16 protein-coding genes and 1 pseudogene are annotated in these 16,515 nt (G+C 68.0%); 9 read left to right on the forward strand and 8 right to left on the reverse strand.

Features of this window, described 5'->3' with window-relative positions:
• Positions 1-21 precede the first annotated feature (21 nt).
• Genes qcrC through qcrB form a run of 3 tightly spaced genes read left to right on the forward strand, consistent with a single transcriptional unit; the run spans position 22 to position 3,625 of the window.
• Positions 22-828, forward strand: a complete 807-nt coding sequence (qcrC, locus tag EH231_RS08815) for a cytochrome bc1 complex diheme cytochrome c subunit (protein ID WP_090432119.1) — start codon at positions 22-24, stop codon at positions 826-828.
• Entirely contained in the window at positions 825-1,991 is a 1,167-nt protein-coding gene (gene qcrA, locus EH231_RS08820) for a cytochrome bc1 complex Rieske iron-sulfur subunit (RefSeq protein WP_164480815.1), read from the forward strand. Before qcrC ends, qcrA begins: the two co-directional genes overlap by 4 nt.
• Complete coding sequence (qcrB, locus tag EH231_RS08825) at positions 1,988-3,625, forward strand: cytochrome bc1 complex cytochrome b subunit (protein ID WP_044523629.1); 1,638 nt, start codon at positions 1,988-1,990, stop codon at positions 3,623-3,625. Before qcrA ends, qcrB begins: the two co-directional genes overlap by 4 nt.
• A 58-nt stretch (positions 3,626-3,683) precedes the next feature.
• Here the strand turns inward: qcrB and EH231_RS08830 are convergent, their stop codons facing one another.
• From EH231_RS08830 to ctaC, 5 genes and pseudogenes are all read right to left on the reverse strand, one after another.
• Positions 3,684-4,106: an LpqN/LpqT family lipoprotein gene (locus EH231_RS08830; protein WP_090432120.1), complete on the reverse strand. Its 423-nt coding sequence runs from the start codon at positions 4,104-4,106 to the stop codon at positions 3,684-3,686.
• 39 nt (positions 4,107-4,145) lie between these two features.
• On the reverse strand, positions 4,146-4,730 hold the full coding sequence (locus EH231_RS08835; protein ID WP_090431248.1) for a DUF2561 family protein: 585 nt from the start codon (positions 4,728-4,730) through the stop codon (positions 4,146-4,148).
• Positions 4,730-5,471, reverse strand: a pseudogene (locus EH231_RS08840) (MmpS family transport accessory protein). The gene EH231_RS08835 and the pseudogene EH231_RS08840 overlap by 1 nt, the downstream one beginning before the upstream one ends.
• A gap of 184 nt (positions 5,472-5,655) precedes the next feature.
• Positions 5,656-6,075, reverse strand: coding sequence for a cytochrome c oxidase subunit 4 (locus tag EH231_RS08845; protein ID WP_090431251.1), 420 nt, complete (start codon positions 6,073-6,075; stop codon positions 5,656-5,658).
• Between the two features lie 12 nt (positions 6,076-6,087).
• A complete protein-coding gene (gene ctaC / locus EH231_RS08850; protein ID WP_124712240.1) occupies positions 6,088-7,125 on the reverse strand; it encodes an aa3-type cytochrome oxidase subunit II in 1,038 nt (345 codons plus the stop codon).
• 190 nt (positions 7,126-7,315) lie between these two features.
• Between ctaC and asnB the strand changes: the two genes are divergently transcribed.
• A complete protein-coding gene (gene asnB, locus EH231_RS08855) occupies positions 7,316-9,292 on the forward strand; it encodes an asparagine synthase (glutamine-hydrolyzing) (RefSeq protein ID WP_090431255.1) in 1,977 nt (658 codons plus the stop codon).
• Positions 9,293-9,405: 113 nt separating this feature from the next.
• Here the strand turns inward: asnB and EH231_RS08860 are convergent, their stop codons facing one another.
• The gene (locus EH231_RS08860) at positions 9,406-10,380 is read right to left on the reverse strand and encodes a carbohydrate kinase family protein (protein ID WP_124712241.1); all 975 of its coding nucleotides are present in this window, start codon (positions 10,378-10,380) and stop codon (positions 9,406-9,408) included.
• 172 nt (positions 10,381-10,552) lie between these two features.
• On the opposite strand from EH231_RS08860, the gene EH231_RS08865 reads away from it, so the two are divergent.
• The gene (locus EH231_RS08865; protein ID WP_090431260.1) at positions 10,553-11,179 is read left to right on the forward strand and encodes an Rv0361 family membrane protein; all 627 of its coding nucleotides are present in this window, start codon (positions 10,553-10,555) and stop codon (positions 11,177-11,179) included.
• A gap of 29 nt (positions 11,180-11,208) precedes the next feature.
• On the opposite strand, the gene EH231_RS08870 is transcribed toward EH231_RS08865, so the two are convergent.
• A complete protein-coding gene (locus EH231_RS08870; protein ID WP_090431262.1) occupies positions 11,209-11,565 on the reverse strand; it encodes a HesB/IscA family protein in 357 nt (118 codons plus the stop codon).
• Positions 11,566-11,745: 180 nt separating this feature from the next.
• Here EH231_RS08870 and EH231_RS08875 point away from each other — a divergent pair, with 180 nt between their 5' ends.
• From EH231_RS08875 to EH231_RS08890, 4 genes are read left to right on the forward strand one after another with little or no spacing between them, the layout of a single operon-like run.
• Complete coding sequence (locus EH231_RS08875) at positions 11,746-12,444, forward strand: DUF3043 domain-containing protein (protein ID WP_124712242.1); 699 nt, start codon at positions 11,746-11,748, stop codon at positions 12,442-12,444.
• 23 nt (positions 12,445-12,467) lie between these two features.
• Positions 12,468-13,010, forward strand: a complete 543-nt coding sequence (locus EH231_RS08880; protein WP_090431266.1) for a bifunctional adenosylcobinamide kinase/adenosylcobinamide-phosphate guanylyltransferase — start codon at positions 12,468-12,470, stop codon at positions 13,008-13,010.
• A complete protein-coding gene (gene cobT / locus EH231_RS08885) occupies positions 13,007-14,068 on the forward strand; it encodes a nicotinate-nucleotide--dimethylbenzimidazole phosphoribosyltransferase (RefSeq protein WP_090431269.1) in 1,062 nt (353 codons plus the stop codon). The genes EH231_RS08880 and cobT overlap by 4 nt, the downstream gene beginning before the upstream one ends.
• On the forward strand, positions 14,065-14,790 hold the full coding sequence (locus EH231_RS08890) for an adenosylcobinamide-GDP ribazoletransferase (RefSeq protein WP_124712243.1): 726 nt from the start codon (positions 14,065-14,067) through the stop codon (positions 14,788-14,790). The genes cobT and EH231_RS08890 overlap by 4 nt, the downstream gene beginning before the upstream one ends.
• Here the strand turns inward: EH231_RS08890 and EH231_RS08895 are convergent.
• A complete protein-coding gene (locus EH231_RS08895; protein WP_090431273.1) occupies positions 14,717-16,486 on the reverse strand; it encodes an autotransporter outer membrane beta-barrel domain-containing protein in 1,770 nt (589 codons plus the stop codon). The genes EH231_RS08890 and EH231_RS08895 overlap by 74 nt on opposite strands.
• Between the last annotated feature and the right edge of the window lie 29 nt (positions 16,487-16,515).

Genomic DNA, 16,515 nt, shown 5'->3' on the forward strand with positions numbered 1-16,515 from the left:
GACTCGATGAGAAGGGGTTCGATGACCAGCAAGTCGCGCCGACGACTTCGCCGACGACTGTCAGCAGGTCTCCTGCTGTTGGTCGGCCTGTCAGTCGCAGGTGGCGTTGCCGCCACGCTGACGCCCACACCGCAGGTCGCAGTCGCCGACGAATCTCAGTCGGCGCTGCTGCGCACGGGTAAGCAACTGTTCGACACGTCGTGCGTCTCGTGCCACGGCGCCAACCTGCAGGGTGTGCCCGACCGCGGGCCCAGCCTGATCGGCACCGGCGAGGCCGCGGTGTACTTCCAGGTGTCGACCGGTCGTATGCCCGCGATGCGCGGTGAGGCCCAGGCACCATCCAAGCCCGAGCACTTCGACGAGAACCAGATCGACGCCCTCGGTGCGTTCGTTCAGGCCAACGGTGGCGGCCCGACGGTGATCCGTGACGAGAACGGCGCCGTGGCCCAGGAATCGCTGATCGGGTCCGACGTGGCCCGTGGTGCGGACCTGTTCCGGCTGAACTGCGCGTCCTGCCACAACTTCACCGGCAAGGGCGGCGCGCTGTCCTCCGGTAAGTACGCGCCCGACCTCGGTGAGACCAAGCCGGCGCAGATCTACACCGCGATGCAGACCGGCCCGCAGAACATGCCCAAGTTCTCCGACCGGCAGCTCTCACCGGAAGAGAAGCGCGACATCGTCGCCTACGTCCGCGAATCGGCTGAGACTCCCAGCTACGGCGGCTACGGGCTCGGCGGCTTCGGCCCCGCTCCCGAGGGCATGGCGATGTGGATTATCGGAATGGTCGCCGCTATCGGCGTGGCAATGTGGATCGGGGCACGAGCATGACCGACAACACCCCGCAGATTCCCAGCGACGACGAGCTCGCCTCGATGTCGCGCGAGGATCTCGTCGAACTCGGCGGCAAGATCGACGGCGTCGAGACCATCTTCAAGGAGCCGCGCTGGCCGGTCCCCGGCACCAAGGCCGAGAAGCGCACCGAGCGGCTGGTCGCGTACTGGCTTCTGCTCGGCGGGCTTTCGGGCCTGGCCCTGCTGCTGGTCTTCCTGTTCTGGCCGTGGGAGTACCAGCCCTTCGGTTCGGAGGGCGAGTTCCTCTACTCCCTGGCCACCCCGCTCTACGGCCTCACCTTCGGCCTGTCGATCCTGGCGATCGGCATCGGTGCGGTGCTGTTCCAGAAGAAGTTCATCCCCGAGGAGATCTCGGTCCAGGACCGTCACGACGGACGCTCCCCCGAGCTGCACCGCAAGACCATCGCGGCCAACCTGACCGACGCCCTCGAGGGCTCGACCGTCAAGCGCCGCAAGCTGATCGGCTTGTCGCTGGGCATCGGCCTCGGCGCGTTCGGCGCCGGCACCCTGGTGGCCTTCATCGGCGGGTTGATCAAGAACCCGTGGAAGCCTGTAGTGCCTACCGCGGAGGGCAAGAAGGCCGTGTTGTGGACCTCGGGCTGGACGCCCCGGTTCCACGGCGAGACCATCTACCTGGCCCGCGCGACCGGGCGGCCCGGCTCCTCTCCGTTCGTCAAGATGCGGCCCGAGGATCTCGATGCCGGTGGCATGGAAACCGTCTTCCCCTGGCGCGAGTCTGACGGCGACGGGACCACGGTCGAGTCCGAGCATCACCTGACCGAGATCTCGATGGGTGTCCGCAACCCGGTCATGTTGATCCGCATCAAGCCGGCCGACATGTCCCGCGTGGTCAAGCGGAAGGGCCAGGAGAGCTTCAACTTTGGTGAGCTGTTCGCCTACACCAAGGTCTGCTCGCACCTGGGCTGCCCCTCGTCGCTGTACGAGCAGCAGACCTACCGCATTCTTTGCCCGTGCCACCAGTCGCAGTTCGACGCGTTGCACTTCGCAAAGCCCATATTCGGTCCGGCTGCGCGCGCGTTGGCGCAGCTGCCCATCACTATTGACAAAGACGGCTACCTGGTCGCCAACGGCGACTTCGTCGAGCCCGTCGGACCGGCATTCTGGGAGCGCAAATCATGAGCCCTGACCTTGCCAAGATCGCAGCGGCACAAGGCGATGCGATCGATTCCCGTTACCACCCCTCGGCCGCGGTACGCCGCCAGCTGAACAAGGTGTTCCCCACCCACTGGTCCTTCCTGCTGGGTGAGATCGCGCTGTACAGCTTCATCGTGCTGTTGATCACCGGTGTCTGGCTGACGTTGTTCTTCGATCCGTCGATGGCGCACGTCACCTACGACGGTGTGTACCAGCCGCTCCGCGGTGTGCAGATGTCGCGGGCCTACGAGTCCGCACTCGACATCAGCTTCGAGGTCCGCGGCGGTCTGTTCGTCCGCCAGATCCACCACTGGGCCGCACTGATGTTCGCCGCGTCGATCATGGTGCACATGGCGCGCATCTTCTTCACCGGTGCGTTCCGCCGCCCGCGTGAGGCCAACTGGGTGATCGGCTCGCTGCTGCTCATCCTGGCGATGTTCGAGGGCTACTTCGGCTACTCGCTGCCCGACGATCTGCTGTCCGGTATCGGTCTGCGCGCTGCGCTGTCCTCGATCACCCTGGGCATGCCGATCATCGGAACCTGGCTGCACTGGGCGCTGTTCGGCGGGGACTTCCCCGGCGAGATCCTGATCCCGCGCCTGTACGCGCTGCACATCCTGCTGATCCCGGGCATCATCCTGGCCCTCATCGGCGCGCACATGGCGCTGGTGTGGTTCCAGAAGCACACCCAGTTCCCCGGCCCCGGCCGCACCGAGCACAACGTGGTCGGCGTGCGCGTCATGCCGGTGTTCGCGGTGAAGTCCGGTGCGTTCTTCGCGATGATCACCGGTGTGCTCGGCCTCATGGGCGGCCTGCTGACGATCAACCCGATCTGGAACCTGGGCCCCTACAAGCCGTCTCAGATCTCGGCGGGTAGCCAGCCCGACTTCTACATGATGTGGACCGAAGGCCTGGCGCGTATCTGGCCGGCCTGGGAGTTCTACCCCTTCGGCCACACCATCCCCGCGGTGGTCTGGGTCGCGTTGATCATGGGCGGTGTCTTCGGCCTGCTGATCGCCTACCCCTTCATCGAGCGCAAGGTGACCGGCGACGACGCGCACCACAACCTGCTGCAGCGTCCGCGTGACGTTCCGGTGCGTACCGCGATCGGTGCCATGGCGATCGCGTTCTACATGGTGCTGACACTGGCCGCGATGAACGACATCATCGCGCTCAAGTTCCACATCTCGCTGAACGCGACCACGTGGATCGGCCGTATCGGCATGGTGGTGCTGCCGGGCATCGTGTACTTCATCGCGTACCGGTGGGCAATCTCGTTGCAGCGCAGCGACCGTGCGGTGCTGGAGCACGGCATCGAGACCGGCATCATCAAGCGCCTGCCGCACGGTGCCTACGTCGAGCTGCACCAGCCGCTGGGACCGGTCGACGACCACGGCCACCCGATCCCGCTGGAGTACCAGGGTGCTGCTCTGCCGAAGCGGATGAACAAGCTCGGATCGGCCGGCTCGCCGGGCACCGGCAGCTTCCTGTTCGCCGATCCGGCGGTCGAGCACGATGCGCTCACCGAGGCCGCACACGCCTCCGAGCACAAGGCACTGACCGCCCTGCGCGAACAGCAGGAGCGAAATGGCAACGGGGAGACCAACGGTCACCACTGACCACTCCCCTACCCCAAACAATCGCCGCAGCCTCGTGAAAGAGGTTGCGGCGATTGTTTTATGTGGAGGTCCCGAGCCCGGCGGCGATGACGGCTACGGCCAGGTGCCCTTGGGTCCTGAACGCGGTGCGGGCCCGGCGGGCGGATAGGTCGTCTGCAACGCCGAACCCGGAACGGAATCGGCCTGTTCTGCAGAGCGCCGAGACACAGGACCAAACGCCCGGGCAGACAAGGGATGTTGCCCGAACCGCCCAGACTGTTGCTCGGGCTGTTCTCCGAGCGATGGCGATGATGGCCGGTGGATCGGCCGGATCCGCCGGCTTGCCGTAGACGATGGCACCGCGTCTTGCCCCCGCGCTACTCCGGTCCGGTGGGAACGGGAAGTCGAAATCCGGTGGGCCGGGATCGTTGGGCTTGAACGGTGTCTCGGCGATCTTGTTCTCGGTGATGTAGTCGTTGATCGCCTTGTGCGGACCGGTGATGTTCGGCCGCTCCGCCGCGGCACCCGGCCTCGCGCGGGTTCAGGACCGCAACGCGTCGAGCTGTCGCAGCGCGACGATCGGCAGCGCGACGATGCCCGCGGTGACCAACCCGGCCAGGCCGTAGAGGCACCAGGCCGCCACATTGCTGCCGGTCGCCATCAGATAGGTGGCCAGCCCGATGGCCGCGGTACCCAGACCGATGGCGCAGGTGACCGCCAAGGTGAACCGCAGCCACACCGCTTCGGTGGCGGCGGTCGCCGCACCGGTGCCCGCGGTGTAGCGACTCATCGCGACCGGGGCGGCCCGGTAGCTGCCCCCGATCGGGCGCGGTGACCGGGCGGGCGGCAGGGGTCGCCGTCCACCGGGCTGGCGGTTGTCGGCCTGGGCCCGGGCGCGCAGCAGCAACGGCACCGCCCCGGCGATCACCAGCACCGACAGGCCGATCACGGTGTAGAGCACCCACGGGGTGTCAGCACTCTCAGATCCCTGCGGATGACTGCGGCCGAGATCCACCAGGGCGACGACAGCGGCCACCCCGGCACCCAGCGCAGCGAGCCAGACCGCGGCGCATGCGCCCAGCAAAACCCGGTCGGTGTTGTCGAGTTCGCTGCTTGGCCCGGACATCAGCAGGCAGTCTGCGCGGAGTTGTTGGCGTTCGACGACAACACGGTGCCGTCGCTGGCCGTGATCGAGCAGTTCAATCTGCTCACCAGGAACAGGCTGGATGCCTCGACCGAACCCACGTCCGAGTTGGAGATCGGGGTCATCGTGAAGGTCCACGGGATGTAGACGTTGCGCAGAGTGCGCCGGTTTCCGTTCCCGTCGACGTAGGTGATGGTGATGATGTCACCCGGGGCCTTGGTGCCCGTCACCGAATAGGTGACCTGGCGGGGTCCGGCATGCGTCGTGGTGGTGGTCGGCGGCGCCGTCGTGGTGCTCGGGGCCGGCGCGGGCCTGCACCGGCGGCGCCGACGTGGTGGTACTCGGCCGCGGGGTCGCCAGGTTGCTGGTGTCGTCGTCCCGGGTGACCAGGACGGCCACCGAAGCCACCAGGGCGACCGCCGCGATGATGGCGGTGATACCGACCACCCACGGCCAGCGCGGCGGTGGGGAGGTGTCGACCAGCTCCGTCGACGCGTCGTAATCGTCGTAGTCGTAGAGCGCCACATCGGAAGGCACGTACGGCCCGCTGGTGAACTGCTCGGACTCGGGCGCGGAGTACGCCTGTGAGTAGAACTCCGTCTCGCCGCCATCCGCGTCGGCGCCCGCGACCTCCGTGGGCTCCTCGGGTGCGGAGTGCTTTCCGGGTTGATCCGGCAAATCAGAACCGGAGGCACCCGGTTCCGGGGGATTCGGCCCGCTCATCTACGCCTATCCTTCTCGACAACTTCACTGCCACGCGGAGCGAGACGAAACCGTTCGCTGGTGACAGTGCCCCGGCAACATTACCCAACGAGGGGAAGCCGGCGAGTCCGGCGCTGCCGGTGGCGGATGAAGTGACGGCCCGATTGTGACCTTGACCAGGCCACAATCGGCACGTCCGGACGGGTCAGTGCTTCTCAGGTCCCCAGTAGTACTCGAAGACCAGGCCGCCGACAGCTGTCAGCACGAAGCAGACGCCTGCGACGATCAGCCAGGGAAGCCACAGGGCGGCGCCCACAGCGGCGACCGAGAAAGACAGCGCGATCAGGATGGGCCACCAGCTGTGCGGCGAGTAGAAGCCCAGTTCCCCTGCGCCGTCACTGATCTCGGCGTCTTCGTAGTCCTCGGGGCGGGTGTCGAGACGACGCGCCACGAAGCGGAAGAAGGTGCCGGTGATCAAGGTCAGGCCGGTGGTGAGCACGAGCGCGGTGGTACCGGCCCACTCGACGCCACCGGTGGCGAACATCGCCGTCAGCACGCCGTACAGCACCGCCGACAGGGCGAAGAAAGCCGTGAGGATCTCGAACAGTCGAGCTTCAATATGCATTGCGTGTAGCCCCTACTTGCTCGCCTGCGGTGCCTGCTCACCGCGTCGGGTGTCAAACGGGTGGGTCGTGACAGCCAACGGCTCCTGGTTGATCGCCGCCAAAGCCTCGGCGTTGGTCTTGCCTGCCGTGCGCTGATCCATGTAGGCCTTGAAGTCATTGGGTTCGACGACCCGGACCTCGAAGTTCATCATCGAGTGGTAGGTACCGCACATCTCGGTGCAGCGTCCGACGAACGCACCGGTCTGCTCGATCTTGCTGACCTGGAAGATGTTGTCCGAGTTGTTGGCCTTCGGCTCCGGCATCACGTCGCGCTTGAAGAGGAACTCCGGCACCCAGAAACCGTGGATCACGTCCGCGGAGTTGAGCTGGAACTCGACGCGCTTGCCCGCCGGGAGCACCAGCACCGGGATCTCCGTGGAGGTGCCCAGCGTCTCGACCTTGTCGAAGTTCAGGTAGGTGCGGTCCTCGGGGTTGAGGCCGCGCACCGCGCCCACGCGCTCCTGGCCGTGCTCGTCCTTGCCCTCCGGCTTGGACGTCATCGCGGCCTTGCGCTCGGCGTCGACACCGTCGTAATCGAATGTGCCGTCGGCGTAGTCGATCTTCTGGTAGCCGAACTTCCAGTTCCACTGGAAGGCGGTCACGTCGATGACGACCTCGGGGTTGGGGTCCTTGTGGAGCATGCGCTCCTGGACCACCACGGTGAAGTAGAACAGCACCGAGATGATGAGGAACGGGATGACCGTCAGCACCAGCTCCAGCGGCATGTTGTAGCCGAACTGGCGCGGCAGCTCGGTGTCGCCCTTCTTCTTCCGGTGGAATGCACTGGACCAGAAGATCAGGGCCCACACGATGGCGCCCACCACGAAGGACGCAATCACGGAGCCGATCCACAGCTCTCGGTTGAGTTTGCCCTCTGGGGTGATTCCGGTCGGCCAACCGAGCGCGAGTGCGTCCTGCCAGCTGCAGCCGCTCAGCAAGAGGGCTGAGCCACCCAGGACAATGGTCAACAACGCCGCTCGGGCCACCTTCTTAAGCCCGCGAGGTGTCACGTTGGCGCCTCCTAGATCGGTATTTCGCGACCGCGACCGGTCGTTGTTTTGCGAATACTACGCAGCGTAGACCACGCCGGTCCACGGGAGCGAAGCGACTCGGGAATGGCGTCGCGACGGGACCGGAGCGACTGGCGCAACGGCCCGGGTGGTGGTCTCGCGGACCCGCCGGATCAGACATACTGGCGCGGTGTGCGGACTGCTCGCCTTGGTAACTGCCCCTACCGGATCCAACCCGGGTGACGCCTCCCCCGACGCCGGATCTCGGCTGGTCGACGCGGTGGCGAACGCTTCCCACCTGATGCGGCACCGGGGCCCCGACGAGCCCGGCACCTGGGCCGACACGACCGGCGACGGGCCCGACGGCACCGTGGTGCTCGGCTTCAACAGGCTCTCGATCATCGACATCGCGCACAGCCACCAGCCACTGCGGTGGGGACCTGCCGACGCACCGGACCGGTACGTGCTCGTGTTCAACGGCGAGATCTACAACTATCTGGAACTTCGTGAGGCCCTGCGGTCCGAGTTCGGTGCTGTATTTCACACCGACGGCGACGGCGAGGCCATCGTCGCGGCCTACCACTACTGGGGTACCGACGCGCTGAATCGGCTCCGCGGCATGTTCGCGTTCGCATTGTGGGACACCGTCGAGCGCGAATTGTTCTGCGCCAGGGACCCGTTCGGCATCAAGCCGCTGTTCATGGCCACCGGGCCGGGCGGCACCGCGGTGGGTAGCGAGAAGAAGTGCCTGCTCGACCTCGCCGGCCCGCTAGGACTGGATCTGGGCATCGACGAACGGGCGGTGCAGCACTACACGGTGCTGCAGTACGTACCCGAACCCGAGACGCTGCATCGCGGCATCCGCAGGCTGGAGTCGGGCAGTTACGCCCGCCTGCGGCCCGGCGGCCGGCCCGAGGTGACCCGCTACTTCGTGCCGAAGTTCAACGCTGTGCCGTTCGTGAAGGGGTCCGAGCAGTCCCGGTACGACGAGATCACCGCCGCGCTTGAGGATTCTGTCGCCAAGCACATGCGCGCCGATGTCACGGTGGGTGCCTTCCTGTCCGGCGGCATCGACTCGACGGCGATCGCGGCGCTGGCGATGCGTCACAACCCCCGGCTGATCACCTTCACCACCGGCTTCGAGCGTGAGGGCTTCTCGGAGGTCGATGTCGCCGTGGCTTCCGCCGAGGCGATCGGCGCCCGGCACGTCGCCAAGGTGGTGAGTCCGGCAGAGTTCGTCGAGGCGCTGCCCGAGATCGTCTGGTATCTGGACGAACCGGTGGCCGACCCGGCCCTGGTGCCGCTGTTCTTCATCGCCCGTGAGGCGCGCAAGCACGTCAAGGTGGTGCTGTCCGGCGAGGGGGCCGACGAGCTGTTCGGCGGCTACACGATCTACCGGGAACCGTTGTCGCTCAGGCCGTTCGACTACCTGCCGCGGCCCGTACGCAAATCACTGGGCAAGGCGTCGAAGCCGCTGCCGGAGGGCATGCGGGGCAAGAGCCTGCTGCACCGCGGTTCGCTGACCCTTGAGGAGCGCTACTACGGCAATGCCCGCAGCTTCTCCGACGAGCAGCTGCGCGCGGTGCTGCCGGGCTTCCGGCAGGAATGGACGCACACCGACGTCACGGCCCCGGTGTACGCCGCGTCGCAGGGCTGGGATCCGGTGGCGCGGATGCAGCACATCGACCTGTTCACCTGGCTGCGCGGCGACATCCTGGTCAAGGCCGACAAGATGACGATGGCCAACTCGCTGGAGCTACGGGTGCCGTTCCTGGACCCCGAGGTGTTCGCGGTGGCTTCCCGGCTGCCGGTCGACCAGAAGATCACCCGCTCGACGACCAAGTACGCGCTGCGGCGCGCCCTGGAGCCGATCGTGCCGGCCCATGTGCTGAACCGGCCCAAGCTGGGCTTCCCGGTGCCGATCAGGCACTGGCTGCGCGCCGGTGAGCTGATGGACTGGGCCTACGCCATGACGGCGTCCTCAGGAGCCGGGGAGTACGTCGATCTCGCCGCGGTCCGCACCATGCTCGACGAACACCGCAGCGGCGTCAGCGATCACAGCCGCCGGTTGTGGACCGTGCTGATCTTCATGCTGTGGCACGCCATCTTCGTGGAGCACAGCGTGACCCCGCAGATCAAGGAACCGCACTACCCGGTACAGCTCTAGGCGGCTCGCCGCCGTGCAGCTCTAGGCGGCTCGCCGCCGTGCAGCTCTAACCGCGAACAGAAGCAGAAATTGCCCCGAAACCGTGGTTTCGGGGCAATTCCGCGTCGGTTCGGTCAGGCCAGAGCTTTGGCGATCTCGGCGCCCGCTTCTGCCCCGTAGGCATCGGTGAGGCGCTGCACGGCCTCGGCCGCGTCCCAGGTCCATTCCTGCGGACCCGTCGACTCCAGGACCAGCACCGCGACCAGCGACGCCAGTTGGGCGGAGCGCTCAAGGCCCAGTCCGGCGCTGCGTCCGGTCAGGAAGCCGGCGCGGAACGCGTCGCCGATTCCGGTGGGGTCGGCCTGATGCTTCTCGGGCACCACGTCGACGTGCACGAACGTGCCGTCCGAGCTGACCAGGTCGACACCCTTGGCGCCGAGCGTGGTGACGCGCAAACCGATCTGGCTCATCACCTGGGCCTCGCTCCACCCCGACTTCTGCAGCAGCAGATCCCACTCGTAGTCGTTGGTGAACAGGTAGGCGGCGCCGTTGATGAGCTTGCGGATCTCCTCGCCGGAGAGCCGGGCCAGCTGCTGCGAGGGATCGGCAGCGAAGGCCAGGCCGAGCTTGCGGCACTCCTCGGTGTGCAGGAACATCGCCTCGGGATCGTTGGCGCCGATGATCACCAGTTCCGGCTTGCCGACGCGATCCACCAGGTCGGCCAGCGCGATGTTGCGCGCCTCCGACATGGCACCGGGGTAGAACGAGGCGATCTGGGCCATGTCCTCGTCGGTGGTGCAGACGAAGCGTGCGGTGTAGGCGCTCTCGGAGATCAGCACGCTGCCGCAGTCGACACTGGCGCCCTCGAGCCAGGTCCGGTATTCACCGAAATCCTGACCGGCGGCGCCGACCAGCGCGACGTCGCCGCCGAGGATGCCGATCGCGAAGGCCATGTTGCCCGCCACTCCCCCGCGATGGATCACCAGATCGTCGACCAGGAAGCTCAGCGACACCTTCTGCAGGTGGTCGGCCAGCAGTTGCTCGGAGAATTTGCCCGGGAACCGCATCAGGTGGTCGGTAGCGATAGATCCGGTAACTGCGATGGTCACGTGGTGTCACCCCTCATTTCGTTAAGTCGGCTACATAACAGTACCCGCGCTGCCCGTCGGCGATCTGCGCACACGGTCGCACTTCGGCGGTTGCGCTAACCTGCGTATAACCGTATTCCCGGTCACCGTAGACGGCTGACCAACCTCCAGATCACGCGGGGAGCGCCCTTCAATGACTGGTTCTTACCAGTACCCCGAGCAGATTCCGCCTCAGCCGTATCCCGAGCAGGTGACGTCCGGGCCGTCGGCGTATCCCGGGACGCTCCCGCCGCCGGTGCCTTACCCGACGCGGCGCCGCTGGCCCAAGATCGTGGCAGGGCTGTTGGTGGTGGCCGCGCTCGCGGGTGTGTTGACCGCGGTGCTGGTCGCGGGCCGGCGCGGACCTGCGGCGCCGGTCGTGGTCTCCGACGCCCGCGCCCAGGCGGCGATCCAGGAATATCTCAATGCGCTGCTCGACGGGGATGACGAAGCCGTAGCGCGCCACACGCTGTGCGGGCTGTACGACGGGGTCAGGGACCGCAAGGCCGATCTGGCGGTGGCAGGCCTGGCCAGCGACGCATTCCGCAAGCAGTTCAGCCAGGTCGAGGTGACGGGGATCGACGCGAACGTGCCGTGGTCCACCACGCAGGCTCAGGTGCTGTTCACCATGCGCGTCGCGCCGGCCAGCGGCTCCACCCGCGGACAGCGCCCCGTCGACGAGCAACAACAGGGCGTGGCACAGCTACTGGTGAAAAGGAACGGGAGAGACGAGCAGGTTCTCGTGTGCTCGTACGTGCTGCGCACCAGCGGTCAATACTGACCGCCGGCCGTCAGCTCACCTCAGTTGAATCAGTTGAAGGAGTCGCCGCAGGCGCAGGAGCCGGTGGCATTCGGGTTGTCGATCGTGAAGCCCTGCTTCTCGATCGAGTCGACGAAGTCGATGGTGGCGCCCTGGACGTACGGCGCACTCATCCGGTCCACGACCAGCCTGACGCCGCCGAACTCGGCGGTGAGGTCGCCATCGAGGGTGCGGTCGTCGAAGAACAGGTTGTAGCGCAGGCCGGCGCATCCGCCCGGCTGGACAGCGATCCGCAGCGCGAGGTCGTCGCGACCTTCCTGGTCCAGCAGCGCCTTCGCCTTCGTCGCCGCAGCGTCGGACAGGGTCACACCGTGGGTTTCGGTGGAGGTGGCGTCCTGAACAGTCATAGCTCTCCCTAAGCATCCCTGGGCATCTCTGATGCCGGTACAGCTGAAGTACATAGGAAACGCGTGGACGTGCCGCGCGTCTACTACCTCAACGGTACCTTGTTCCGCCGCTATTCCCGACTTATCCACAGGCCGGGGCATGTGGCCAGGCCACCTGCGGCGGGCAGTAACCTGGCTGGCGTGAAGCTGCTGGGCCGTAAGAAGGACAACGAAGGCGAACCCGCCGTGACCGACCAGGTCACGAATGTCGACGGGGCCGCCGGATCGACAGCCGGCGGCGCCCCGGGCACCGCCCCCAAGGGCAGCGCGCCCAAGGGCAGGCCGACGCCCAAGCGGAGCGAGGCCACCAAGCGGCGCGGCCCGGTCGCGCCCGCACCCCTGACGTCCGCCGAGGCACGTCAGCGCCGCAAGGAGCTGCGCGGGCCGAAGCTGTCCAAGGAAGAGCGCAAGATCGAGCGGCTCACCCGCCGCGCGGACATGGCCGACCGCCGCGAGAAGATGATGGCCGGCGACGAGTCCTACCTGCTCCCCCGCGACAAGGGTCCGGTCCGCCGCTATGTCCGCGACGTCGTCGATTCCCGCCGCAACGTGCTGGGCCTGTTCATGCCCGCCGCCCTGGCGATGATCTTCTTCATGCTGGCGCTGCCGTCGCTGAAGTTCCAGCAGATCCTGTCCTACGCGATGCTGATCCTGGTCGTCATCATGCTGATCGACGGGTTGATCGTCGGCCGCAAGGTGAACCACATGGTGGACGAGAAGTTCCCCGGCAACACCGAAAGCGGTTGGAAGCTCGGCCTTTACGCGGCCAGCAGGGCGTCGCAGCTGCGCCGGATGCGGGCGCCGCGGCCGGTGGTCAATCGCGGCGACAAGATCTCTTGATGCCCTTTCAGGTGGCCTGACCGGTGCGCACACTGGTGCTCGGCGGCATCCGCTCCGGCAAATCCCAGTGGGCCGAAGCGGCCGTGTCGCGCGCCGCCGGGGACGGCACGCCGGTGCGTTACCTGGCCACCGGGCCCGCCGCCGACAGCGATCCGGCCTGGGCCCGCCGCGTGGGTGCGCATCAGGCCCGTCGTCCCGCGCACTGGCAGACCGTGGAGACCTGGGATCTTGTGGCGGCTCTGACTGCCGGCCCGCAGGCGCCGCGCACCGCGACACTCGTCGATGACATCGGCGGCTGGCTGACCGCGACGATGGACCGCCTCGGCGCCTGGACCGGAACACCCGTTGGCCCCGAGGTCGACGCGCTCGCCCAGGCGGTGGACGCGTTCACCGCTCCCCTGGTGCTGGTCAGCCCGGAAGTCGGGCTGACCGTGGTCCCCGCCACCGAGGCGGGACGCCGGTTCGCCGACGAACTGGGCACGGTCAACCAGCGCCTGGCCGCGGTGTGCGACCACGTGGTGCTGGTGGTGGCCGGCCAACCGCTCACGGTGAAGGAGCCGTCATGACCGAATTCGATGCGGCCTTCCCCCCGGTTGCCGCACCGGATGCCGACGTCGCCGCGGCGGCGCGGGCCCGGCAGGCCCGGCTCACCAAACCGCCCGGCTCACTGGGCCGTCTCGAGGAACTCTCGATCTGGGCGGCCTCGTGCCAGGGCGAATGTCCGCCGCGCCCGCTCACCCGGGCACGCGTGGTGGTTTTCGCCGCGGACCACGGAGTCACGGCCGCGGGGGTATCCGCGTTCCCGTCCGCGGTGACCGGCCAGATGGTGGCCAACTTCGACGCCGGCGGTGCCGCGATCAACGTGCTGGCCGAGGTGTCCGGAGCCACCGTGCGGGTGGCCGACATCGCCGTCGACTGCGACGAGCCGCTCTCCCCCGCGATCGGCGCCCACAAGGTGCGCCGCGGCTCGGGCAACATCGCGGTGGAAGATGCACTCAGCGCCGAGGAGACAGCGGCGGCGGTCGACGCGGGGCGCCAGATCGCCGACGACGAGGTCGACGCCGGTGCCGACCTGCTCATCGCGGGCGACATGGGAATCGGAAATACCACGGCTGCAACGACTTTGGTGGCCGCGCTGACGGGCGCCGAGCCGGTTGCGGTGGTGGGCCGCGGCACCGGCATCGACGACCTCGGCTGGATGCGCAAGGCGGCCGCCGTCCGTGACGCGCTGTACCGGGCCCGCGAGGTGACACGCGATCCGCTGGGGTTGCTGCGCGTGTGCGGCGGTGCCGACCTGGCTGCCATGGCGGGATTCCTCGCCCAGGCCGCCGTCCGGCGCACCCCGGTTCTCCTGGACGGCTTGGTGGTGACGGCCGCGGCCCTGGTGGCCGAGGAGTTGGCGCCGGGCGCGCGGGCCTGGTGGCAGGCCGGGCACCGGTCGACCGAGCCGGCACACAGCCTGGCGCTGTCACACCTGAGGCTGGAGCCGATCGTCGACCTCGGCATGCGGCTGGGCGAGGGTACCGGCGCCGCGGTGGCATTGCCGATCGTGCGGGCCGCCATCGCCACCCTGGCCTCGATGGCAACCTTCGACGAAGCCGGAATCTCCGAAGAGACACCATGATTGCCGCTCTCGGCGGGGCGTTCGCTTTCGGCACGGTGCTGCCGGTCCGGACCTCGGCCGGCGTCGGTCGGGGTGCGCTCACGGCGCTGCCGGTGGTCGGGCTGGCGCTCGGCGGACTTGCGGCCGCGGTCGTGGCCGGTGGCCAGTGGGCGTTCGGCACCGGCAATGCACTGCCCGGTCTGCTCGCGGTTGCCGTCCTGCTGCTGGCCACCCGCGGGCTGCACATCGACGGGTTCTGCGACACGGTCGACGGCCTGGGTTGTTACGGCCCGCCGGAGCGGGCACTGGCCGTCATGCGCGATGGCTCGGCCGGGCCCTTCGGCGTCGCCGCGGTTATCGTCGTGATCGGTTGTCAGACATTCACATTCGCGGACCTCAACGCGATCGCCATCGTCGTCGCCGTCACCGCGGGCCGGGTCGCGGCGGTGCTCGCCTGCCGGCGTACCGTGCCCGCGGCTGCGGGCAGCTCACTGGGCGGTGCCGTGGCGGGCACCCAGCCGGTCGCCGTGGTGACGGGCTGGGTCATCGCCGTCGCCGCGTTGGCCGCATGGGCGAGCCCGCGGATGTGGCAGGGCCCGGTCGTGGTGTTGGTCGCGGTGGGTTGTTCGGCTCTGCTGGTGGCTCACTGCGTGCGACGATTCGGCGGCATCACCGGCGACGTGCTCGGCGCGGCCGTCGAGGTGACGACGACGATTGTCGCGCTCGGTTTGGCGATTGGCTGACCTCTAGCCCCTGTGGGCGCATCGCATCCACAGCGTCCCGCACGGCTTGCCACTGCTCCCGCAGTTCGGCACGTCCCACTGCCGGCGGGGGCAGCTGCGGGATTGCACCCAACCGCTTCTCGGCGCGCTTTCGATCGGCGGCCCACGCCGCACGAAGCACCCGCCGGGCCCTGCTGACGTACCCGATCAGCTTCTGTCCGGACACCTGGCCCAGGTCGGCGGGCAGCCGCCCGGCCCAGTCGCTCAGTTCCGGCGGGACCACCTCGGCGACCCGGGCGGGTGGGGCCGGATGCAGTGCCACCGCCTTGCGCCCGAACAGTTCGGGATGCAGGTACGTGCCCCGCTCACCGTCGGGCTTGCGGTGCTCGGGGGTGACCCGATTCGCTTCCGCCCAGGCGTCTTTGCGCACCCCGGTGACCTGCCAGCACACCTTCACCCGACCGGTGTCGGTCGCGATGGTGAACGAGTTGTCGGAGATCTCCTCGGAGATCACCGCCTGGCTGAATGTGCCGATCACGGTGAGCTGGTAGCGGAAGTCCCGGTTGAGCGCCTCGAAGTACGACGGCAGCTTCACCCGTGCCTTGCCGGACCGGTCGGTGGTCACGGTGCCGCTGTAGACGTTGAGCATGTCCGGCGACTCGACGAAGGAATGCGACAGATACCGGTTAGCCGGATCGGCCGGGTGGTCGACGGTGAACCCGCCGCCGCTCTTGCTGAGGAAACCCGTCACCCGCACCCGTCCCACGAACAGCCCGGCGAAGCCGTTGGCACTTTGGCCGCGGACCGCTGCCACGTCGGGGTTTCGCCGGGTGTCGGCGAAGGTGAAGCCCTCGACGCCGTTGCCGACCACGCTGAGACCTGAGACCCCACCGCCGGGATCAGCCGAGAAGTGCACGCCGGACACCCCGTGGCCGGAACCGGTGGTGAGGCCGGCGGTGCCATCGGAGGACAGGCTGACACCGCGCACACCGACCCGGTCGTCGCTGCTGCCCCGCACTCCCGTTCCGCTGTGGCTGTGTCCGGAGACACCGGACCCGGTCGAGTCCGTGACGACGTGCAGTCCGGACACCCCGGAGACTCCGACGCCGTAGGTGAGACCGGCGATCGCATCGGTGGCCTGGCTGACGCCGTACACACCCGGACCGTTGCTGCTGGTGCCCAGCACTCCCATCGTGTTGTCGCCGGTGCCGAACACGCCTGGGGCGCTACCGCCGTCGGCGAAGCTGATGCCCATGACGCCGGCATTTTCACCACTGGTGCCGCGCACCCCGAACCCACGGACACTGCTGCCGATCGTCCCGGTCGCGCCACCCACGAAGCCGGTGACCCCGTTGCCGCCGGTGGTGCTGGAACCGAATACCCCGTGTGAATCGTCGGTGGGGCTGAAGGTCACCCCGAGCAGTCCCGACGCGGTTGAGCTGCGCGCCAAAACTCCTGGCGCCTGCAAACTCTCGCCCACCACACCGTTGCCGGCGGGGCTGCGGCCCACCACACCCGGGCCGTCGGCGCCGTGCCCCTCGACACCGGCCGGTGGATCGATGAACACGGTGGTGCCGCTCGGCAGCACCCCACTGCTACCGAACACGCCGCCGCCGACGTCGGAATCCCCCCAGACGCCGACCGGCACCGGGTCACCGTTCTCGTCGACTGGTTGCTGCCCACTGGCGGCCGGATCGAATCCCGCTACGAGTGCCATGACGGCCTCCCTCGATTGATTTGCGCAGG

The organism is Mycolicibacterium nivoides, assembly GCF_003855255.1.
Classification (GTDB): domain Bacteria; phylum Actinomycetota; class Actinomycetes; order Mycobacteriales; family Mycobacteriaceae; genus Mycobacterium; species Mycobacterium nivoides.